Here is a 20,767-nt window from a genome sequence, read left to right on the forward strand (position 1 = left end):
CGTGAGCCCGTCAGTCGCGTTGCCGCTGCTCACTGAATCTCAGCTACGAGTCGCAAAGCTAGCGAAAACTACACTTTGGTAGACTCGCTGCTTTTCGTGTTGATGGGATCAGAATGACAAGGGAATGGCAGCCATCCACCTGGGGTCGTTTGTTCACAAAATCCAAACCCTGGCGGCTGAGCATCGAGAACGATGGTCGTCTCGTACTTAGCATTGGCGAACGGGCTTTCCAGATAGCGCCTGAGGATACGTCGAGCGTCGTTATCAACCGAGGCATCTTCTGGTCAGACGTGACGCTGTCTGTAGGCCGTCGCGTGCGCATCGACGGCTTGCCCAACTCCCACCAGCCAAGCCTGACCAAAGCCGTCAAGCATCTTCTTCTCGTCAACCGTCGCCGCCGATTCGACAGCTGTTATTTAGAGCTTTCTCGCTGGCTGGCGGAGGTATCTCGCGTGGTCGAAACAGCCGATGCCGAGCAACGTTGGTTGACCCATGACATGCAACAGCGACTTCTGGAAGCCAAGCCAGCATTAGCCATGGAAGATACCGACCTGCAGAAGCTGTTTCTAATGCCTGACGTTCAAGCATCACTGAAGGAAAAGGCCTCACTTGTCGGGGAAAAGCTTCAGGATTGGATGTCCGATTGGCCACAACGTTGGGCTGACCGAAACAAGCGGCATATGGCTCGCGAGCGGGAAGCATGCAAAACGCTCTTAGAAAAGGTCGAAAGCAAACCCCTCACGGGCGAACAGTCCGATGCTGTGATCTGCTTCGACAATCGTGTCCAAGTGATCGCTTCGGCCGGATCGGGCAAAACCTCGACCATGGTTGCCAAGGCCATCTATGCAATTCACCGGAATCTAGTTGCCCCCAGTTCCATTGTCATGCTGGCCTTTAATAAGGATGCTGCAAAAGAGCTGAAGACCAGGGCCGCAGCCTCTCTAGCACGCCTAGGTAGAGACAACGTGGCGATTGAGGCAATGACGTTTCACTCGCTCGGGCTGGCCATCATTGGAGGCGCCACCGGTAAGAAACCTCATGTACCGATTTGGGCCAGTAAAAAGCTACCGGGTATCGAGAAGCTTACGGCGATCACAGATGAGCTGAAAGACCAGTCTGATACGTTCCGCATCAACTGGGATCTATTCCGTCTTGTCTTCGGACGAGATCTACCCTCTACGATGCCGAAGGATCTTTTCGATGCCTATAACAGCGAGGGACAGGGGCAGCTTATCAGCCTGAACGGCGACCACGTCGCCAGCCAAGAAGAGCGCATGATCGCGAACTGGTTGTTCTACAACGGAGTGGAGTACACCTACGAAAGACCCTACGAGCACGAAACTGCCACAGCTCAACGCAGGCAATACTTCCCAGACTTTTTCTATCCACAGATCAATCTCTATCACGAACATTTTGCGCTCGATGCGCACGGCCAAGCACCAGAGCATTTTGAAGGCTACTTGGAGGACGCTGCATGGAAGCGAGAGCTCCATAAGGCCAAGGGCACTCAGCTCATTGAAACCACTTCACACCAAGTGAACACTGGACAGATTTTCAAGCACTTGTCCCAAGCCCTCACATTGCGAGGCATTGAGCTCGATCCCAACCCTGATCGGCCGATCCCCGAGAGCGGGTTGGTACCCATGGAGCACCTCGATCTCATCAAGGTACTTCGCTCATTTATCACCCACTTCAAGAGCAATAGCCTCAGCATCGAGACGTTGTATGAGCGGCTCGAAAAGCTACCGCTAGGTGCCTTCAAATATCGCTATCAGATGTTCCTGGAACTAGCAGTGCCTACTATCGGCACCTGGGACAAGGCATTACGTGGCGAAGGTGGAATCGACTTTGAGGACATGATCAACAACGCTGCCGAGCACTTGGAGCAAGGGCATCCTTCGCCCTACGAGCTTGTCATGGCAGACGAGTACCAAGATGCCTCTCGCGCACGTGCTCGTCTATGTCGCGCACTCGTCGCGAAACCTGATCGGTACCTCTTCGCTGTGGGGGACGATTGGCAGTCAATCAACCGATTTGCAGGTGCGGATGTTTCAGTAATGACTGGATTCCGCGACTGGTTCGGCCATGGTGAAGTGTTGAGGCTCGAGAAGACATTTCGCTGCCCCCAAGCAATTTGTGATGCTTCAAGCCACTTCGTTTCGAAGAATCCTGCTCAGCTCCAAAAGATAGTTGTTTCGGATACTCCACCCATAGGTCCCGAATTGACGGCGTTTCAGGTAGAGCGCAGGGATGAGGTGCCTGACGCTGTGAGTCAGTACGTTGAGCGGCTTTACAACGATCTGGTTAGCGGCGAGGTGCCGAGCGGCCGTGGCGGCAAGACAACCGTATTTGTCTTGGGACGCTATAAGAAAGACGTCCAATACGTTCCAGAAGGATGGATCAGTCGATACGGTGATCGCATTGAGGTCAGGTTCAAAACGATCCATACCTCAAAGGGAGATGAAGCTGACTACGTCATCCTGCCTGGGCTCATTGTACGGGGTTTTCCAAATCTCAAAGGTGACGATCAGGTCTTCGGTCTGGTCATGCCAGAGGGGGATTACTACCTCCATGGAGAGGAGCGCCGCCTGTTCTATGTGGCTCTCACCAGGGCACGTCGGTCGGTTGCCATGTTCACTGTGAAGGGTCAGTGCTCGCCATTCCTTGATGAGTTGGTCAAAGACGGAAAGGTAACGATCACCTGCATCAAGGGAGAGCAGGTAAAGGAAGACCGCTGCCCAGTCTGCAAATATGGGGTAATTCTCGCGCGCACGGGGCCTTATGGTGACTTTCGATCATGCTCGAACTACTCGCGCTGCAAGTACAAACCTAAGAAAAGCAGTCCCGCAAAGGCAATATCTCCGCAAAGCATGCGGATATCCCCAAAATCTCCGAGAATCTAAATCGTCGATTAACGTTGGTCTCGCAATTCTAGGAGAAAGGCCGGCTAGACCTGGGTGCTGTGCCAGCAGGAAATCAGGAGGTTGAGCTACCTCCATCATTGCGAGAAACGCGTCCGAAATCGCTGAGATCTTGATCCTCATCGCTAAACATGAAGTTCACCATGCGCTCTCGTCTGAGGCCGGAAAATGTCCTGAAAAAGCAGGGTTCGCACAGATGGACTACATAGCACTCACCATCATGGGCCGAGCCATAACCCCAACTGGCGCAAAGAGTGCCGAATTGCGCAGCCCCTTCAACGCGCGTGCTATTGCCACAAACGTCACACAGAACATCACTGACAGATTCGGTCTGCTCCATAGATGTGAGAGCCATTGGAAAACTCCCGCCTGAGCCAGGCGTTTTGTTCTGTGAGGGTGATGTGCTTTCGAATACGCCCCTTCTGTGCCTCGGATCAGCAACAGAACTCAGGAGCGGTTTCACACAGTCTGGCCCACCTTCTGACAGTTGGCCAATAGCGGGGATTCGATTTGAATAATTGCCTTCCCTTTTTCGTAAGCTCGCGCTTCCCGCGCTTCCCGCGCTTAATGTGGCTTAGCGGCCAAGTCCCTTGAGTAGTTGACGTTTGGTATATGCAGCCCCACCATGCCTCTGCATATCTAGCCAACTTTCGAAATCAGTATTTGCCGCGATGAAGGAATCGAAATCGTCGTCCGGATAGGCTGCAAATTCCTCCATAGTGGTTATTCCTGCCTCAGCCAGAAGGGTTTCGAAGTCGGGGAAGCGACTATGACTCGAAACAAACTCCGGAGTCAGCACATCGGTTATCGGAACCGTGCGAGCCCCCTTCATGTCCTCAAGGTTTTTCTGCAATTTTTTCAGGCCCGAGAGATCAGATTTCACCGGCATATCCAACTTCCATTCGGTTGATGGCAATAACGCATTCTTAACCCTACACCAGTATTACTAAAGTGACCACCCGACCCGGCCGTCACCCTGGCCTAATGAGGGGGAGGGAGAAGTAAACATTATGGTTCAGGAGTCGTCATGCCAAGGGCCGTGAATATCCTCTGCCGAAGGTCGTGGGGCAGCGGCCCCGGCTGCTAACTCTAGTTCCGACCGAACCATATGAAGATAGTCTGCTGCAGAACTAGATAGTGACATCCACCGCGTAGTGTAGTGTTTACGCCACTCAGGAGACCTCTGAGTCCACGGCTGTAGAGCTTTGGCGTACTCGACCTCTCGTCCAAGAGCATCGATTATGCCCAGAGCCATGGCCAAGCGGCTGGCACAGTTCCTAGGGAGTGGTTCCAGGGCATAGATCGATTCCAAGCTGATCGCCTCAGTCAAACGCCGAAGCGTGAGCACTTCGTCTGCGAAGCCATCGTTATTGCTGTCCCGCCCATCATCGTAGAAGGCGAAGGCAGCCATTTTATGGCGAACCTCTTCAGCAAGTAATATCACTGACTCAAGAAGCCGAGATGCAACTAGGCCAGCCCTTTTCGTGTTCTCTTTGCGCCGCTGGAATTCGGATAATAGCGCAAGCCCGAGGGCAACAATGACAGCCAGCAATGTCCCTACAGCGGAAAGAGCATCCCACATGCGAACCTCCAATTCATTCACACTGTTAGATTTCGCGCCGTCTCTTTGAGTCTACGTGCGTAGGCCTGTACTCTCCGCTCCCCATTATTCTGGCTTTTGAGAAAGAAACCAATATTGGTAATTTCCTTGATGCCTCTCCCGAGCTCGTGATTAGAAGTCCCTGGTCCCTGATCAATGTTTTTGAGCATATCATTCATAATAATTCCAGACCCTATGCTCTGGTGCGCAATCCAGTTTCTTATGGATCGAGCTGTATCGATAAGGTTAGCATCCTCGTCATTGAGCGCTTGAATCTTAGTTTTATAAGGGTCGGCGAGCCAATCCATAGCCTTCTGCTTCATTTGACCGGTATCCTTGAAAGTCAGATTCCAGCCGAGGGGGTCAATGGCATCGGCTAACTCCTCCAGCTTCAAGTGTGTCGGAATATCAAAAGTGATCCGACTTATTAACCAGGGACTAACTTTACTGCTTTTAGCTGCTTTCTTTACCACCCCTTCGAAGGTATCCTGATATTGACTAAAATCTCGATTTAGATATGAAATAAATAAGTCGGAAACAAAGCACTCAAAATCCACGAACACAGAGTGAAATAAGTTTCTCGACATAAGCGTTATGTCGAGCTTCTCATTTTGAGTGCCCTTGAGTGCTGCAATAATTCTCTCGTAGTGAGATAAATATTCATCAACTTGTGTGATGAAACTTGCTAAAACATCTGGCGGGCGAACCTTTCTCATAAAAAATCCTTTTTCCTTATGCCGACTACCTAGAGATAAAAATAACCCGATACCACACGTATGCGCCACTCTACGTTAGTTGGTGCAGGTGAGTAGTATTGGAGACTAGCTCGACAAACCCCAATGTCGCCCCTCGCAGCCTGCCTCCGAACCTGGCCTCCAGTCCATACGAGCCCGGCGATTCCCCAGGCTGACGGTCAGTCGTCGGCCCAAGCAGCCAGCCGATTGTAAAGTAAGAGCTCTAAGCCCAATATCGGTTCAAGCTTGCTCGTCGTAATGAAATACCTGATGGTTCAATTCCTTGCCATCGGTAGAGTGAGGACTTGAAGAACAGGCTCGAATGCAATGCTACCTGGTACGCTCGCATCGGGTTTCGATGGCATTAATCCTTGGTTCAATCGACCCATGCTGAGCCCCCATCCAACTCAGCCAAAACTTTTCTTCGTACTTCGTAGGCGTTAACGGTGGTCGGCGGCTGAATGATAAACTTTATCGATATTAGGTGCTGCAAATTGCGTAACCAGTTAGGGAATAAATATGGAAAACAACGATATTTATCTTGCGCAGTACGAAGCGATACACAGAATAATTGACAAAAATCTTGATATTAGAGGAAGTGCTTTGAGCGCACTGGTGCAAATATGCATAAGTAACGGCGGAAAGTTGCCGAAAGTAGCGCGAGATAAATTTAAGGACTGTGTTCCTGATTCATATTTCGATTATATCGAAGTCGTAGCCAGGGATGTTCTTCAGTCGAGTCGTTAGTTTTTGTAATGGCCAACCATGAGGCCCTGAATTTTCTACACTGCCTAATGCTAATTCCTGCTAGATAATTAGATAGGCGGCGCATCCAAGAGTGCTCCATGCCAGATAACAAGGCCCTCAAATGCGTAATAGCACTCCAAGGAGTCAAATACCGTCCTTGTGGACGGTCGGCGTATGTCGTGAAAACAGCTTTCCTGCCCAAACCTGTTATATAACGGCATCTATCAAACTTGGGGTCCAACAATTTCCAATGGCGCTAGGTTGCGTGAGGTTCATAAGGAGCTCGCAGTGCTCAGCAATGGCCATCAATCATGGATCCACGCGTATTCCGCTGATGGTTCAGTGATTACCACATAGACCCGCCGTTCTTCTCCCTTGCCAATGACCAGGCACTTCAGCGCGTAGACTTCGGGCATGTCGAACTAGTGCGATGGCCGGTTTTCGCTCTTTTCCGACATTCCTTTTACCTGCAGCGTTGGACATGCCGAGCGCACGGCGGGGGATGTACTTTGCCCAGCCACCGGCGTCCACAGTGCTGTATTTCGCCCAGCCTCTTCGCTTCGCACCAGTGTCAGAGGTATGGGGCCTAGGCCATCGCTCGGCGAGCTAAGCTCGCGGCCCTCAATATCTTCGCCGCTTGGGATCTAGCGCGGTTCGATACCAGCACTCTACGAAAGACGTTCGATGTCACGATGGAACGCACGGTACGTTAGCTACGGTGTGAACTGCACCGTCTTCAACGAGGGATGGGGCACCACCGGTGGCGAAGACTGAGCTGCTCTGGCCCAAGGCGGGTGGAAAGGTGGTTCACGGGGAGAAGCTGCCAAAGAAAAAGCGGTTGAAGTGGTGCCTCTCTGGTGCCTATATTGGGGGCGTATGAGAGGCGTCACCACCTACGTAGGTAAATGAAACCATGAACCGCCCTAAACCCAACAACACAGCCATTGAGGAGAGTATCCATGCTACTCCGGCTGAGTCCTGGGGCGAAAAGGAGGTAGCCCGCGAGATTGCGCTGCTCGAAGCGCATGTTCATCAGGACAAGATTCATCGACTAATCGACGAAGCGCTAGTTGCAACACAGTCCGAGAAGTCAGGAGGACGCTACGGTCCGAGCAAAGCAGCACTTCTAACCGACATTGAGGACGAGCTACAAGAGAGCTATCTGGATTATGCGATGAGCGTAATCGTAAGTAGATCTTTATCTAGTCTCGATGCCATTGACACTATTCGCACCCTCTCGCGTAGGGGGATGTCTATATTCTCAGGCTTTGTACATGGCCTTTCAGCTGCCATTGCTATCTATCGCCTGCAGCGAGAAAGCCTCACCTTCATGAACCTCAGCAAAGCTGCTGAGATCGCTTGTAACCGAGTTCCTCTCTTTGCCTATGGTCCAGAACTCAGCGAGTTCAGGCACCGGCTCCGCTAAGACCCGCCACTTTAAAAAGATTTTCTACATCTTTTCTAAGAGGAGGGGTCAATCATGACTACCCGTATTACTTCGGCTGAGTATGAATCGGCTGGCACTATACGCTGCGCACATTCTTGGGATCATTACGCTACGCATGTTGAGGTTTCGCATACTCATGATCATGATCCGACTGAGCATATTGTTGTGTGTGTTGATTGCGCGCGCCTTGCGGGGCTTTTACAGTGCAACGCCTGCTTCGATGAGAAACTGATGGTACGTGCAGGCCCGGCTTCTTGTCACATGACACCGGTGTACGCCCCGAATGAGCTCGTTGATGGCTGCTGTGCCAAGCATGTATCGCTGCGTCTTCAGCGTGCGTTGACAGATGATTTGTCTTCACTAAAGGCTCGTGCTGGCTGAGGCCGATAAAGCCTAGACGGAAGGTCGCCTGTTCAGGCGACCTTTGTTGATGCGTCCACGCTCAATCCACCGAAAGCAAGGAGGCTAAGTGATACTTACGACTAAGGCACACGTCCATTGGAAGTCAAAAGGGAAGAAAGCTAAAAAACAAATTAGACTTATCTCTCCTTATCTGACCGGTAAAACAGCAGAGTCCGTACTTGGGGATTCAGTTAAGGGAAGCGTTTATACCGTATTTGATGTTGAAATTTTTGCTTCAGGTGCCTCAGATATCTTTGTCTTCAAGAGGCTAATGGAGAGGGGGCACCAGCTATTTCATTTAGAGGGACTGCACGCCAAGGTAGTTATTGGATCAGATGGCTTTGCCACCTTGGGAAGCCAAAATATAACTTCAAAAGGTGAGCGTAACCTTGAATTAAGTGCGCTGTATACAGACGCAATTTCTGTCTCTAAAGTGAATAAAATAATCTCTCCTTGGCTAGAGAGGGCAATTCCCATCACCATAAACATGATAGCTGAAATGGAATTGTTGATAGAGCCTCTTAAGAAACAGTACGAAGAGTTTAAGCATGCATGCAGCGTTGTTCAAAATAAAATTGATAGAGCTGCTAAGGAAGCCCGAATTCTCCTCGAAAAGGAGGACATAAATCGTGAGCAGGAAGAGTTAAGAGCAGAGATAAAGCGGGCTATCGAAGCTGCCCCGATTTCTGAGGACTGGTCCCGGGGATTGGTAAAATATCGTGCTTACTCTGTTGAAACCACACTGCTCAGTGAAACAAAGAGCTTGCTCTATTGGATGGTGAATGGAGTTCCGCTAAGTCTCGTAAGGCTATCAAGGTACTTGTGCGTTACTGATACTGGAGAGATTGGCTGGGCTAGAGTCGCGCAGACTCGCATTTCTATGATTGGTAGAGGCGTTGACTTCAGTGGAAAAGTAATAGCTGAGTGCCCTACTTGGCGGATTGAGGTTGAGTCAAGGAAAAACTATACGGGCGATCTACCGAAGGGGGCAAATATGCTTATCCTCGTCAAGGAACACGGGCATCCGCTATGTATAGTCCCGATGCGGTTTGCCCTTTCTTCATATAAAACATACTCGCCCCGTCCGGTGCTAAATTCAAGCGCTTCAAACGCATTGAGCAAGCAAGCACGAACATGGATTGGCGAAAATAGAGCTTCTTTTGAAAAGCAGGTGATTTATCGAATCACCAGAGCATTTAAGTACAGCTCAAATTTACTTGGAGACGACGCTAAATTTTTCGGTAAGGTGGGAAGTTACCACGTAATTAGGATTGCAATAATTGACGGGAATCCTATTCTAGTCGTGAAATCAGGCTTTTGGCCTTAGGTCTGCCCGCTATAGGCCATTAGCCCTCGGATACGGTGCTCAGCCACATCTTATAGTGTTGATAATTGATGGATCAGTAACAGGGGCAGGTTTTTGCCAGTTGTTTCCACATGGCGAGCTTTCAATAGGATTACTTTGCCCACCAAATAAGTGCCATAATAATTATTATTGCCCAAGGCAGATTATGTTGGAAAGCTGATTTATTACTTGCAGTGCGCCCCGATTCTTTCGTGGCTGCCTGGCTGTGTTTCAGACTATTTAATTCATGCGATAAATGATGGATTTGGTTTCGCTGTTGCTGCAGGTGGTTTTCGAAGCTGTTACTCAGGCTTGAAATTTCGTTCAGTTGATCCCGAATGTGCGTCCCAGCAGCAGATGGAACTGGAGCTGAATAGTCGCAGACTAAGTCCGCCATCAAGGTGTTCGCGCTGTGGCCGAGTCCGAGGACTCGATAACCAGGATAGGCGGCTAGTGCTTCGAGCAGCTGCGGATCATTAAATGGTGCAAAATCGCTTTCGCTACCACCGCCCCTGATTATCACCAACACATCACCCGCGCTCGACTTGATTGCCTTAGCAATCGCCTCTGCCGAAGAGATTTTCACCGGAATGCATTGGATTTCGCAGCGGCTGTTTACAGGTGCTAGCGCTTTTCTGAAGTCTTCATCTACGAGTGCACTGGATGCGGATGAATGAATGAGCGAAATGCTTAACGTGTCCTTGATGGGGAAGCTATGTCTGCCGGGTTGCAGAGCTCGGAGGTACTCAAAGTCCCGGACAACTCGTCTGGTCTGCTCTACTAGGGCTTCCCCCTCGAAATGGCGAATCTCCACGAGCTCAAGCTTAAAGCTCAGCCTGCTATTAAAGACTTTGGCAGTAGGGAAGCCGACGATCTCGACCAGGTCGCCGTCCCGGAACCCACTGATCAGAGATCGTGGAGCATCCATGACGATGGTGCCCTCACTCTCCAGCTGGAAAGCATAGACCTTAGACCAGCCATTGCTTTCTGCTGTTTTGCGCTTATCGTCCAGCTGCCTTAGCGATCCCCATGCCCGGACAAGTATGCTGGAATCCCTCCAACCATCGAGTTTCCGATTGGCGATATTATTCAGAAATTGGTCGAGCGCCCCAGCATTAGGGATGCCAATAGGTTTGGCGTGTTCTGTAGCATCCATGCGACTAAGATACTCGTGGTTAAGTCATTTAGATCCCTACGCATAAGATGATTCTCGTGCATATGGGGGTAAAGTTTGGTAGTAAGCGCACCCAAGTTTCAGAGGCGAAACACGCCAGAAGCGGAGTAAAGCAAAGAGCCAAGCATAGCTTGGCTCTTTATCCGGCGTATTGAGTACGGGCTTATTGCAACCAAGCGTCCACGGTTGCGGCGCCGTATTGCTCTTTCCAGGACTTCAGGACTTTGTGATTGCCACCTTTAGTTTCTACCACCTCACCAGTCTCCGGATTTTTATAGACCTTCAGTCGGCGCTCTCGACGTGTGGAAGGGACTACGGAATTATCTTGGGGCTGGGGATCAAGAAGAGAAATGATAGCGCGCAAAGAAACACCGTACTCGGCCATGAGGCCACGGAGTTTTTCCTCAAATTCGATCTCGCGTTTCAGTTCACTATCGTTCTTCAGAGCATCAAGCTGTTTCAGTTGAGCTGCAAGTAGTGCTTCAAGTGCTTTGAATTCGGCAATTTTGGACATAGGTCAGCCTGTATGACGGGAGGGGTGTTCCATTATGGCAATGTTTGGCTATAGGTAGCCACGGCTAATGAGCAATGCACGTAGGTCGTGTTCCACAACTTCGACCAGTGGAAGTTCTGGATCAACGGTGTAATGAAGCTTCTCTACTTGGCTCAACCTCTCCGTCTCGGACAGCAACGAGCTCACCACTATCAGATGCTTGCTTGGGAGTAGGGGATGGCAGGGCCTGGTAAGGTACAAGTCCCGGGGCCTCTGCTTCAGATTCACTAGGTTCTTTTGGAGGGGGCGCTTTCGGCAAGGGGTGAAAACCACGATACACCCATTCCAATGAGCTTAAAAAGGCAAAGATAACTCCAGCCGGAACCGTGGTCATGAGCAACAACGCGAACATCATCTGACCGGGTGTAAGCGGCGTCCTGACTGCCTCTGCCTCTAGTGCGGGGATCCCAACAGACGCCGACCACACCCCAACGCCAATGGCCGTAAGCCACTTTAGCAATTCCCATAACCTGCGCCACCCTTCTGCGTACATAACGAGGTTGTCCTGTTAAATGTGCCGGATCTTATGGCTTTTCTATTTAGTCTTATGGAGTTGGCCTGCTACCGAGACAGCAGAATGAACCTTAAACCTCATCTGAAGCGGCTCCGGTGTTAGAAATGATATTTGTCTAGTCGACGCTTAAAGGCTTCCTCAGATCCCTCCATGATGTCCAACACTGCGGTGGCTGTATCAGCTCTGTCCAAACCACCTGACGCAAGCATCACGCCTAGACCAAGGTCAACCTCTAATGCGTACACTAGGTCGGTGTCGGCATTCACTGGTAGGTTGGCATTGTGCGTGGCCAGGATCAATTGACGCTGGTTTTTGATCTTGCGCAGTAATGGCACGAGCTCGCGGTAGATAAACTTGGAGTCCAGTTCGTCCTCAGGTTGGTCAATGACGATAGGCCCCTCTCCCTTGGCCAGCAGCAAGTTCAGGACGGCTGTGTTGCGCTGACCTTCCGACAGAGCCTTGCTCTGTACACTACCGACCAACGTCCTGTCGGCCCGGTACAGCTCGATGTCTACGCGCTCCTCAACACGAGTTAGCCGAGCGTTTCGCCAAGCGTCTTTCTGAGATATGAGGTAGAGCTTCAGCTCATCTCTGTATTCCAGCAGGGATCGTGGAAAATCTCGCCGCTCAGCTAGCACTTCACGAATGTGAAGCCAGGGTGAGCCTGCCTCTTGCTTGTACCCAGAAAAGCTCTCATAAAGATGCTTGCCGATGTGTTCCCAGGCTCTTCCAAGGCGACTGCGGCCGTCTGGTGCAATTCCGTTCCATGCCTGGATGAAGCCCGCCGCATCTGCCATTTTCTGAATGACTAGGCGTATTGAGCCTTGTGCCCTGTCATTGATCTCAAGGGCTGCTTGATGGCGAACATTAAATTGCTGCTCCCATAGCGTGTTCATTTCCTCCATCGCGGTGTTCAAGCGCTCTTGCTGTGGTGAAAGAATGCCCAGGCGTTCCTCCTTCTGCTGCAGCAATTGCATCTTTGCTTGGCGTGCCCTATCGATCTCCTGCAGTCGTGCCACGTCCTGTGGCTGAAGGCCTCGTTCGCTGCATGCCAGAAGAAACGCACCCTTTGTGCCCTCAAGCTCCTGTGAAATTTGTTCCCAACCGCCACCATGTTGAAAGAGCTTGGTCGCTTCTTGCTGGAGCTGAATTGCCAGCTCGGCTGCCTTCGCCCGATATACCTCCCTTAGCTTGGCCGCTTCCTGAGTAAACGCATTGAACCACTCTGACCTAGGCCAAACTTCTACCTGGCCGCTGTTGAGTGCGCCTCGAGAAGACAGGTCGTCGGCCAGTAGGGAGAAGCGCCGGATGTCTTCATTGATTTGCGTTTGGATCTGCTCAAAATAGCGCCGAGCTGCCTCCGCGTACTGGTATTGTTGTGCCTCCGCTTGAACCTCGCTCCGAGCCTGCCACTGCCGGTTTAGCTCCTGGAGCTCCTGCTTGAGGACGTTGATCTCGTCGGTCAAAGATTCAATTTGATCGACGCCAGCAAAAAGCTGGTGGATCTCCGCACGAAGCGTACTTTCCTGGCCCTTTAGGCCCTGAAGTTCAGCTGAACAAGCCTCGTCGATCATTGCCAGCAACCTGTCGCCGCCATCTACGTCCGTGAGTTCACTGAGCTGCTGTTGACTATAGAACTGCACCGGAAGCTGCCGAAGAAAGACGTCAAGATCGTGTGCTTCTCCATGGAGTAATACGTGACCTTCCAGTGGTCTAAGCGAGATGACATCTACCTGGCCAGGAATACTCTCCCAGCCGACCTGAACCTCTGCTTCTTCGGTAAAAGTTGCCCGTACGCGATCAAATTTCGCCTTGGTGGAGGCAGAGAATGTATCTCCTCGGTCACGGCCGAATGCGAACCGAAGGAGCTCAAGTACTGTGGATTTCCCTGTGCCCCTTCCGCCGATTAAGGTGTTGAGGTTCGGAGAGAAAAAGATCTCTTGGTCAGCGAGAAACTTGAAGCCTCGGCATTTCAGAAAAACGATTCTAGGGTGTGTCTGCTGATCTGAGGGGCGGGCCGGCTGGAGTCGAAGCCGTGATTTGCCATCGAGGAAGGCTTGGCGCAGTGAGTTGATCGAGGGCTTTGATGACTTAACCCAGGTGTGGCGATAGCCCAGAGCATTCGCTAGAGGAACACCAGCCGCGTCTACTTTCAGCGACTTTGCGTCCGAGGACTGGACGTATGCTGGCTGTCGTCCATTACGCGACCAGTTTCTATCTTTCCCTTCCAAGATCGAGCTGTATCTTGGAGGCATTGGGTAGGTGGTTACCTCTACCGCCAGCAGCCCTGGCAGTTTGTAGTCATCCATATTGCGGCCGGCAGCAAGCAAACCATCCTCTTGATCAGCGTGCGCCGCAATGACGATGCCACCATGATCTTTCTGAACGACATCCAGTAGGGTCTTGAGACTGACGGGCTCGTCACCGCGGCGCAGGGCGTTGGGCATCCCGCCCCTGAACCGCTGATTTTCTGCCAGGCCCAGCTTGATCAGGATCATATTGACGCGCCGCAGGTGGCTCACCTTCGTAGCTGGCTCAAACAAGCACAGCACGTGGTAGCCGAGATCTACCTCGAAACCGGGGAAAATGAAAATAGGCGCTCGGCCAAGCTCTTTGGCGACAGTTTTGTTCTGTTCAACAAGGTGGGTGAGAAACCAGTCTCGCGGTTCAGTTTTCTCAGAGAAATTGTGGTCAGTGATCCCTATAGCCTCGAGCTCTAACTCGTGGCATCGATGGAGAAAGCGCTTTGCCTTGGCTTGAATATCGCGCTCGTCAGGTTCGCCATTCTGTATAGGGCGGCGCGGGTTCTGTAGACGCAGGTCGTCATCTGCCCAGTGCCTGTTGTCTTCCGGTGTCTGGACCTGAAAATCCATTTTGAACCAGCGCATACCTTGATACTCGGCCACCCATGCCTCCTTGCGTTACAGAGTTGAGATCGTCACGGCAGTCAGCAGACTAGGCTGCGTGGTTCTCCCCTATCAGGGTCAGGTGCCGTGACTCTACACCGTCTCTAGCCTGCCTTGATAGCGCCCGCTTTGGGCCTGATGCGGACTGCTCTCTACCTCGTGCACATGTGCCCGGCTAGGTGTTTGATTCGGCTCTAACTGAGCCAGAGCGATCCGGGCTGCAGCATATCTCGGGGATTGATGCCCAAGATCCTAAACCGAACAAGGTATCCCGTAAGCTCCCTGCCATGAAGCTCAGCGAAGCCGAAAAAGCCAAGGCCTTTATGAGTTACATCAACGCTGTAGCACCGCCACCTAAGCCGAAACGGCCCTGATAAGGTGCTTTATAATCGCGCTGGAGATAGCTCCATTCGCAAACTTAAAGCGTCAATTTAACGGAATAGCTAATAAGGATCACCTGATGAACCCGGCTGGCATCGACACCAGTACGCTACTCACTATGCTCGGCTTGATTGCTGCGGTATGGTCTATGGTGCCAAACTCAACCAAGCTCAGCTTCCGTTTGAGCCTTAGCTGGTTCGATTGGTTGGTCATCTGGGCCGCGCTGCTCATCATCCATGGGTTGTTCTTCCAGCCGGTACTTACCGCACTAGGTTTTCCTACCTTCGGTCCCTGGTTGTGGGGCTTCGACAAGAGCGCTACTCAGTACCTGCTGTTCTTACTGCTCGCTACGTTCGTTTATTGGCGGTCGCGCAGAACCAGGCTGACGAGATGGAATCTCGGGCTGTTCGATGATCTCACCTCATCGCTATTGCACGCTGGAAAGCTAGAGGAGCTCACTGAGCTACTGCAGCTTCACCTTTCATCGGCGTTGAACCTAGCGGCGTCGGAAAGCGTTCGAAGCCGTCTTGCCAGCGCCATCCGGCCACCACATCCCAGCTTGCAGGTCGTCTTCCGAGACGATGGATCCATCTCGCTAGGGGAGGCAGCTTCGACGGACTGGCTCTCCCGCAAGTGGTTTAGCTTCCGCGAATGGCTTGCTGATCTAATTGGTCCTTCGCAGCGGGTGCAGCGCCGTGCTGCTATAGTCGTGACGCGGCTGCTCTCATCTCGCCCCTTGGTCGGCTATCTCGCCATTGCTCGGCCATACCTCTGTATTGAGGTCATGGAGCGTGCAACGCGTTTTGTTGATGATTTCCAAGACGAATTTTTCGAGGCCCTATTAGCCAACGATGCTAGCGTCTTCTACAGCGAGCTAAAGAACAACGACAACTTCGGTGGTGGCGGGCATCGTCTAGTGTTGCCTGATGAGAATCGCCTCGTAAGGTTCTACTGCAGCGACGTTAATGTGGCCGCCCGACTCGGGGTTTACCGGTCTGTCGGTGAGGCTGTTTTAGCGCGTATCGACGGAGATGAGGCGCTTGAGAAGAAGCTCAATGGACGGTTACTGACCTTTCAAGATGTCGGTAAGCATCGTGATCCGGTTTATACGGGCATCTGGTTTTTCAGGGTCATGGTTCTGGAGGGCCTACATCAGAGGATTGCCGACCATTTGTGGCTCCACTACATGCCTTATTTTGCGAGCCGCCTAGTTGATCGAGCACGTGAAGTTCGACTTGAAGATGAGAACCATGAATTCCCAACGCCGCTGTGTTACCTCCTGTACGAAGTCGTTAACACTACTGCAGTGTGGATCAGAGATGCTGAGTCTTTGACAGCGCCGGGTGAAGCGGTGCATGCCGTTCAGATGCAAGGCAATCACATTTACATTTCCTTCGAAGCTGCGGAGGCCATTGGCCGAGTTATCCACCCCACTCTAATGTCATCTCGCATATCCCGTCGGCTCAAGGAAGAACTGCTGGGTGTGGCGCTAAGTACCCTGCGAGACTTGGAGATTCGAAAGCATCTGGCTTCGTTGGCCGCTGTGATGCGACGGCATCTTATCGAGCCATACGGTTACAGAGAGCGGAACAACTACCTGCATATCTTGAAGGAGTGCTTCGATAGTCAGGATCATGTGCTTCGGGCTCACTTGGGGCGTTTTAAAGCGGATCTTGATGCTGCTCTTGAAGCTGCGTTCTGAACGCTAGCATGGCGACAACTGGATCATGTCTGGGCGGTTGTTTTAGAGGTGCATGGACTCGCTAGCAGAATAGCTGCGCTCAACGCCTTGGAGGTGGCGATGAAAGAGGGGGCGCCTCGTGAGCCGGTTCCAGCCAATACTGCTATAATTTTGCCTGGACATTACAAGCCCGGAGTATCGAGGTCTCTGGCCTCAAGGTTACGAGCCTTGGTCTGCAGATCTTGAGGTGTTTCACAATCCATTTGCGCAGCATCCGTTTCCCCGAACTCTTTTGCCTGAAGCTACTCACTGGTTCCAGCAGGGGGACAATATTGAGTGCTCGTCACACTACGAGACGGCAATCCTTAGCTCCCAGACCTTGGTTCTGCCAAAAGGCAAACCGATCCCTAGTCCTGATGAAATCCGCACTATGGCTGCCAAGACTGAATCATGATGTCTTGGGCTCCTACTGACCCGCAGGTTTACCTACTCGGGTCTGTTGAGGGCAGCTCCACGGCCTGCTCACCAGATTACGGGTGTATTCGGACGCTGTTGGCCCCATGTCGCCGCTTCAGTTCCTGATCGATCTCTGTTACGAATTGTTGAGGCTTTTGGGTGAGCTTTTGGCCAGTAAGCTTATGCACACCGACAACGGTCTCGGCCCGAATGGATTGGTTACTGTTCAACTGAATTGTCAGCACTAAGTTCGATTCAGATAGAAAGTCACCTAGCAGCTTGAACTGCGTTTCGATCTCGCGCTCGACTCGTTCTATCTCTGCGATGCCTGCAAATGTCGTTTCCGCGTGATCGATCTCGGAGTCATTTAGCTGCTTGTTCACTGGGATCTTGCGTAGTTCCTTTCTGAAGTCACTGATCAGCTCTGCATACCTCTGGCCCTTCAATTGGAGCCATAGGCCAAGTCCTTGGAGCTTTCCATAGGTGCTCGGGTACCAAGAACGCTCAACGGTCTTCTTGCCGTTCTCGTCGAGTCCTTCCTTGATGATCTGGTAGTCCCAGATGACATCAAGGCGGCCACCCTTCCAACGCTCTGTCAGCTTGCTCATTACTTCGTGCGGAAGGGCATCGCGTATGGACGAGACTTGGCTCTGAAGCTCACTGTGTCTCGTGTGGAGCGTTTCGGCCCGGTTTTCGAGGGAATCACGCTGCTTAAGCATGGATTCGACTCTTCGGCGCCTGCTCGCAAGACGCTCCTCTGCCTCGAGCTCCTTAAAGCCCTTTCTTACCGTTGTATCGTCAAGACTGAGGTGGTTGTAAGCGCAGCAATGCCCAATCAGAACCACCGCTTCGTCCTTTCTCTGCACGACAAATCCCACCTGGTGGGCCTGGGAGCATTGCTTGCCGTTTTTCTCATACTGGCAATTAGCTTCCGCTCTGTAGAGGCGGTAAGGCCAGATCCCGTGGCTGAAATTCTCGTGGTTTAGCACCATGTCGGGCGCAATATCGAAGCGTTTCTGGATATCTTCTAGCGTCTTGAACTCCATCGATTCAGACATGGACGCTCCTTTTGGCCTGGTGTCTGGATAAGGGAACTCTTGGGGTTCTGTATGAATATCCAGTTTACTCTAAAACAACTTGAGGAGAGGCTGAAGTGGCTAGTAGCGCAGACAGATGGTGCGCTGGGGTGAGTCTGCAGTCGGCGATGGGAGTTATATCTGCCCGCGGTCGCATGAAAAAGAGATTAGTCTTGATGAGGTGATCTACGCACGTAGAGGGTGCCTTATGAGCTTCGTTGGCTTGCTTGATCCTGCCGTCGGTAGCGTAATTTCCGCTGGGAAACTGCTGGCTTCAGAGTGGTATCGCATAGGCGGTCCCCGAGGTCAGGGAGATAAAGCGGAGATCGATTCTGAAATCGAAGTACAGCTGCGTTCAGATCTGCTCGATCTCCTGGCATGTGACTTCTGGGGGGAGGAGACGGGCGCCCACTTAACGGGCCACGAATATTGCTGGGTTGTTGATCCCAATGATGGAACCGGAGATTTTTTACAAGGGCGAGCGGGATCTGCAGTTTCAGTGGGGCTGCTTCGCAATGGCGTCCCGGTTTTAGGGGTGGTTCACGCGCCTGTTACTTCAGACCGTGGAGCGGACTGTATCTCTTGGGCTGTAGGCCTGCCGAATGTTATTCGCAATGGGCAAGCAGTCCCCAGGGTACTCGAGCAGCTCGCACTGCAGGGTAGTTCCGTTCTGGTGAGCACCTCGGCTGCCAGTAAGCCAGAACTAAATGCGGAGCTATGTGCTCCGGCGAGCTTCATCCCGATGCCGAGTATCGCTTATCGCCTGGCACGTGTTGCAACTGGTGATGCGGTTGTCGGCATGTCACTTGTCCCTGTGTCAGCCCATGATGTTGTGGGCGGCCATGCCTTGCTGATCGGCGCGGGTGGTGTGCTACTCGATCAAGACGGAATGCTAGTTTCGTACAACACCGAAGAGCGGATGAGGACGGTGTCGTCGCGCTGCTTTGGCGGTGCGCCAGAGGCATGTCGTGATATGGCTGCGCGAGACTGGGGACGCATTTTCCAAGGGTAGCGCTACAGATTTGCCTGGTGTGAAGACGTTTTCATTCGCAACTTTTAGTGAGGCGCACAGGCCCTGCCGTTCGGGCTGACTGGTGACGCGTTAATGATGCGATCTAGGTACCCTTGCGCCGTCTCAGCTTTGCTTTCGCCTAGTGGGGCCGGCGTGTGGTTAAGCCGTCCCCACTGAATATGGGAGCAGTCGCCGGCAATCAACGTTGCCTTGCCCTCAATCGCACATGACATAAGCAGCGATTTGATTGGTCTGTCCCGGGCTGAGTGGACACTGACTTAAGGTGGATAATGTCCACCGCAAGGAGTTTTCATGACCCAGACCAGACGACGTTTTCCCGAATCTTTCAAACGTGAAGCGGCAGACCAGGTACTTTTCGGCACACCGCTTCGTCATGTAGCCGAGACGCTCGGCATCGCTGAAAGCCTGCTGGGCAAATGGAAGCGCCAGTACGAACAGCAAGGTGACGATGCCTTTCCGGGCAATGGCAAGCAGCGCGGTGAGAGTGCGGAGCTGCGTCGGCTACGCCAGCAACTGGCTCAGGTCACCATGGAGCGCGATGTTTTAAAAAAGGCGCTCGCCATCTTCTCGCAGCCCACGAAGTGAAGTTCCGCGCTATCGAGGCGTTGGCCGGTCGCTATCCCGCAGCGGCTTCTATGCCTGGCAGCAGCGGCCACCTTCGGCGAGAGAGATGGCGAATCGGCGTCTGAGCAAGGAGATCCGCACCATCCACCATGAGGTGAATGGGATCTATGGCCATCGCCGCATCAAGGCCGAGTTGGCGGCCATGGGGCATGCGTGTGGTCGACACCGGGTTGCTAGACTGATGCGCGAAGCCGGTCTGCGCGTTCGCTCGCGCAAGCGCTGGCGGCTGGTTTCCAGCAGTCGTCATGCTCTGCCGATGGCCCCGAACCACCTGGATCGCCAGTTCGCCTCGGATCGCGCCAATCGGCACTGGGTCTCGGACATGACCTACGTGCGGACGGCCCAAGGCTGGCTGTATCTGGCCGTCGTGCTCGATCTCTATTCACGCGCCGTTGTCGGTTGGGCGATGCACCACCGCATGCAGCAGGACTTGGTACACGCCGCGCTGGAGATGGCCGTGGCACGCCGACAGCCGAAAGAAGAGGTGCTGCTGCACTCGGATCGTGGCAGCCAATACTGCGCGTACGACTACCAGGCCTTGCTTCGGCGCCATCGCATCGTGCCCAGCCATTCACGTCCGGGGAACTGCTGGGACAACGCCGCGATGGAGAGCTTTTTCCGTTCGCTGAAGGCCGAGCGGGTGTACCTGACGCGCTACGCCAGTTACCAGGAGGCAAAAACCGACCTGTTCGACTACATCCGCTTTTACAATCACCGTCGGCGCCACTCGACGTTGGGCTATCTCAGTCCGATGGAATTTGAGCGGCGAAATGCGAGCAGTAGCTCTTAACTACCTGTCCACCAGTTCCGGGGCAGACCAGCTCTGTGCGTATCACGCGCCCAGTACACCGCTCTTGGCAGATGGCACAGATAAGCGTGCAGCAGCGGCGCGCTACAAGTCAGGAGTTCGCCAGAAAGAACAATTCGACAAGGCCGTGAACCGCCTTCTAACCAAGGAGGTGACGGAATTCCATGAGGGTTTATTCACCCCTGCTGTGCTTTTCCCCGAGCAGGGCATTGCTGCCTGGTTGGCTGAGCGCCGCCCATCGCTCTGGCAATTGCTTGGCGAGCGGCAGCAGGAGCTCAACGATGGTAATGCGGTAGGCATGCTGCTTGATCTACTGCACAGTCCTGACGGCCTATCGCCCAAGGCCTATCAGATTTACCGGCAGA

15 protein-coding genes and 1 pseudogene are annotated in these 20,767 nt (G+C 52.6%); 9 read left to right on the forward strand and 7 right to left on the reverse strand.

Going from position 1 to position 20,767, the window contains the following annotated elements:
* Nucleotides 1–113 precede the first annotated feature (113 nt).
* Nucleotides 114–2,903 carry a UvrD-helicase domain-containing protein gene (locus tag GV002_RS16050; protein ID WP_160019348.1) on the forward strand — a complete coding sequence of 930 codons (2,790 nt, stop codon included), beginning with the start codon at nucleotides 114–116 and terminating at the stop codon, nucleotides 2,901–2,903.
* A gap of 73 nt (nucleotides 2,904–2,976) precedes the next feature.
* On the opposite strand, the gene GV002_RS24355 is transcribed toward GV002_RS16050, so the two are convergent.
* The 3 genes from GV002_RS24355 to GV002_RS16060 all read right to left on the reverse strand — a co-directional run bounded on the left by GV002_RS24355 (nucleotide 2,977) and on the right by GV002_RS16060 (nucleotide 5,237).
* Nucleotides 2,977–3,276 (reverse strand): hypothetical protein, encoded by a 300-nt coding sequence (locus GV002_RS24355; protein ID WP_256667107.1) that lies wholly within the window; start codon nucleotides 3,274–3,276, stop codon nucleotides 2,977–2,979.
* Between the two features lie 219 nt (nucleotides 3,277–3,495).
* Nucleotides 3,496–3,810, reverse strand: coding sequence for a hypothetical protein (locus GV002_RS16055; RefSeq protein ID WP_160019349.1), 315 nt, complete (start codon nucleotides 3,808–3,810; stop codon nucleotides 3,496–3,498).
* Nucleotides 3,811–4,520: 710 nt separating this feature from the next.
* On the reverse strand, nucleotides 4,521–5,237 hold the full coding sequence (locus GV002_RS16060) for a hypothetical protein (RefSeq protein ID WP_160019350.1): 717 nt from the start codon (nucleotides 5,235–5,237) through the stop codon (nucleotides 4,521–4,523).
* 537 nt (nucleotides 5,238–5,774) lie between these two features.
* On the opposite strand from GV002_RS16060, the gene GV002_RS16065 reads away from it, so the two are divergent.
* The 4 genes from GV002_RS16065 to GV002_RS16080 all read left to right on the forward strand — a co-directional run bounded on the left by GV002_RS16065 (nucleotide 5,775) and on the right by GV002_RS16080 (nucleotide 9,178).
* Nucleotides 5,775–6,002 carry a hypothetical protein gene (locus GV002_RS16065; protein WP_160019351.1) on the forward strand — a complete coding sequence of 76 codons (228 nt, stop codon included), beginning with the start codon at nucleotides 5,775–5,777 and terminating at the stop codon, nucleotides 6,000–6,002.
* A gap of 913 nt (nucleotides 6,003–6,915) precedes the next feature.
* Complete coding sequence (locus tag GV002_RS16070; protein WP_160019352.1) at nucleotides 6,916–7,428, forward strand: hypothetical protein; 513 nt, start codon at nucleotides 6,916–6,918, stop codon at nucleotides 7,426–7,428.
* Between the two features lie 54 nt (nucleotides 7,429–7,482).
* Nucleotides 7,483–7,830, forward strand: a complete 348-nt coding sequence (locus GV002_RS16075) for a hypothetical protein (RefSeq protein ID WP_160019353.1) — start codon at nucleotides 7,483–7,485, stop codon at nucleotides 7,828–7,830.
* An 88-nt stretch (nucleotides 7,831–7,918) separates the two neighbouring features.
* On the forward strand, nucleotides 7,919–9,178 hold the full coding sequence (locus GV002_RS16080) for a phosphatidylserine/phosphatidylglycerophosphate/cardiolipin synthase family protein (protein WP_160019354.1): 1,260 nt from the start codon (nucleotides 7,919–7,921) through the stop codon (nucleotides 9,176–9,178).
* Between the two features lie 130 nt (nucleotides 9,179–9,308).
* Here the strand turns inward: GV002_RS16080 and GV002_RS16085 are convergent, their stop codons facing one another.
* The 3 genes from GV002_RS16085 to GV002_RS16095 form a co-directional block, all read right to left on the reverse strand.
* A complete protein-coding gene (locus GV002_RS16085) occupies nucleotides 9,309–10,352 on the reverse strand; it encodes an exodeoxyribonuclease VII large subunit (protein WP_160019355.1) in 1,044 nt (347 codons plus the stop codon).
* 181 nt (nucleotides 10,353–10,533) lie between these two features.
* On the reverse strand, nucleotides 10,534–10,884 hold the full coding sequence (locus GV002_RS16090) for a histone-like nucleoid-structuring protein, MvaT/MvaU family (protein WP_160019356.1): 351 nt from the start codon (nucleotides 10,882–10,884) through the stop codon (nucleotides 10,534–10,536).
* 651 nt (nucleotides 10,885–11,535) lie between these two features.
* Entirely contained in the window at nucleotides 11,536–14,343 is a 2,808-nt protein-coding gene (locus tag GV002_RS16095; protein WP_160019357.1) for a TrlF family AAA-like ATPase, read from the reverse strand.
* A 460-nt stretch (nucleotides 14,344–14,803) separates the two neighbouring features.
* Here GV002_RS16095 and GV002_RS16100 point away from each other — a divergent pair, with 460 nt between their 5' ends.
* Nucleotides 14,804–16,426, forward strand: a complete 1,623-nt coding sequence (locus tag GV002_RS16100; RefSeq protein ID WP_160019358.1) for a hypothetical protein — start codon at nucleotides 14,804–14,806, stop codon at nucleotides 16,424–16,426.
* A gap of 509 nt (nucleotides 16,427–16,935) precedes the next feature.
* On the opposite strand, the gene GV002_RS16105 is transcribed toward GV002_RS16100, so the two are convergent.
* Nucleotides 16,936–17,919 carry a hypothetical protein gene (locus GV002_RS16105; protein ID WP_160019359.1) on the reverse strand — a complete coding sequence of 328 codons (984 nt, stop codon included), beginning with the start codon at nucleotides 17,917–17,919 and terminating at the stop codon, nucleotides 16,936–16,938.
* 226 nt (nucleotides 17,920–18,145) lie between these two features.
* On the opposite strand from GV002_RS16105, the gene GV002_RS16110 reads away from it, so the two are divergent.
* The 3 genes and pseudogenes from GV002_RS16110 to GV002_RS16120 form a co-directional block, all read left to right on the forward strand.
* Complete coding sequence (locus GV002_RS16110; protein ID WP_160019360.1) at nucleotides 18,146–18,949, forward strand: inositol monophosphatase family protein; 804 nt, start codon at nucleotides 18,146–18,148, stop codon at nucleotides 18,947–18,949.
* Between the two features lie 312 nt (nucleotides 18,950–19,261).
* On the forward strand, nucleotides 19,262–19,555 hold the full coding sequence (locus tag GV002_RS16115) for a transposase (protein WP_160019361.1): 294 nt from the start codon (nucleotides 19,262–19,264) through the stop codon (nucleotides 19,553–19,555).
* 43 nt (nucleotides 19,556–19,598) lie between these two features.
* Nucleotides 19,599–20,384, forward strand: a pseudogene (locus GV002_RS16120) (IS3 family transposase); the annotation flags it as partial.
* Nucleotides 20,385–20,767 lie beyond the last annotated feature (383 nt).

Source organism: Pseudomonas sp. 8O (assembly GCF_902506495.1).
GTDB classification, from domain to species: Bacteria; Pseudomonadota; Gammaproteobacteria; order Pseudomonadales; family Pseudomonadaceae; genus Aquipseudomonas; species Aquipseudomonas chaetocerotis.

What these genes read in the sequence shown, in the direction of transcription:
- GV002_RS16055 (WP_160019349.1), bottom strand. Translation starts at nt 3,810, where the DNA reads ATGCCGGTGAAATCTGATCTCTCGGGCCTGAAAAAATTGCAGAAAAAC.
- GV002_RS16050 (WP_160019348.1), top strand. Translation starts at nt 114, where the DNA reads ATGACAAGGGAATGGCAGCCATCCACCTGGGGTCGTTTGTTCACAAAA.
- GV002_RS16115 (WP_160019361.1), top strand. Translation starts at nt 19,262, where the DNA reads ATGACCCAGACCAGACGACGTTTTCCCGAATCTTTCAAACGTGAAGCG.
- GV002_RS16090 (WP_160019356.1), bottom strand. Translation starts at nt 10,884, where the DNA reads ATGTCCAAAATTGCCGAATTCAAAGCACTTGAAGCACTACTTGCAGCT.
- GV002_RS16085 (WP_160019355.1), bottom strand. Translation starts at nt 10,352, where the DNA reads ATGGATGCTACAGAACACGCCAAACCTATTGGCATCCCTAATGCTGGG.
- GV002_RS16105 (WP_160019359.1), bottom strand. Translation starts at nt 17,919, where the DNA reads ATGTCTGAATCGATGGAGTTCAAGACGCTAGAAGATATCCAGAAACGC.
- GV002_RS16100 (WP_160019358.1), top strand. Translation starts at nt 14,804, where the DNA reads ATGAACCCGGCTGGCATCGACACCAGTACGCTACTCACTATGCTCGGC.
- GV002_RS24355 (WP_256667107.1), bottom strand. Translation starts at nt 3,276, where the DNA reads ATGGCTCTCACATCTATGGAGCAGACCGAATCTGTCAGTGATGTTCTG.
- GV002_RS16065 (WP_160019351.1), top strand. Translation starts at nt 5,775, where the DNA reads ATGGAAAACAACGATATTTATCTTGCGCAGTACGAAGCGATACACAGA.
- GV002_RS16110 (WP_160019360.1), top strand. Translation starts at nt 18,146, where the DNA reads ATGAGCTTCGTTGGCTTGCTTGATCCTGCCGTCGGTAGCGTAATTTCC.
- GV002_RS16060 (WP_160019350.1), bottom strand. Translation starts at nt 5,237, where the DNA reads ATGAGAAAGGTTCGCCCGCCAGATGTTTTAGCAAGTTTCATCACACAA.
- GV002_RS16070 (WP_160019352.1), top strand. Translation starts at nt 6,916, where the DNA reads ATGAACCGCCCTAAACCCAACAACACAGCCATTGAGGAGAGTATCCAT.
- GV002_RS16075 (WP_160019353.1), top strand. Translation starts at nt 7,483, where the DNA reads ATGACTACCCGTATTACTTCGGCTGAGTATGAATCGGCTGGCACTATA.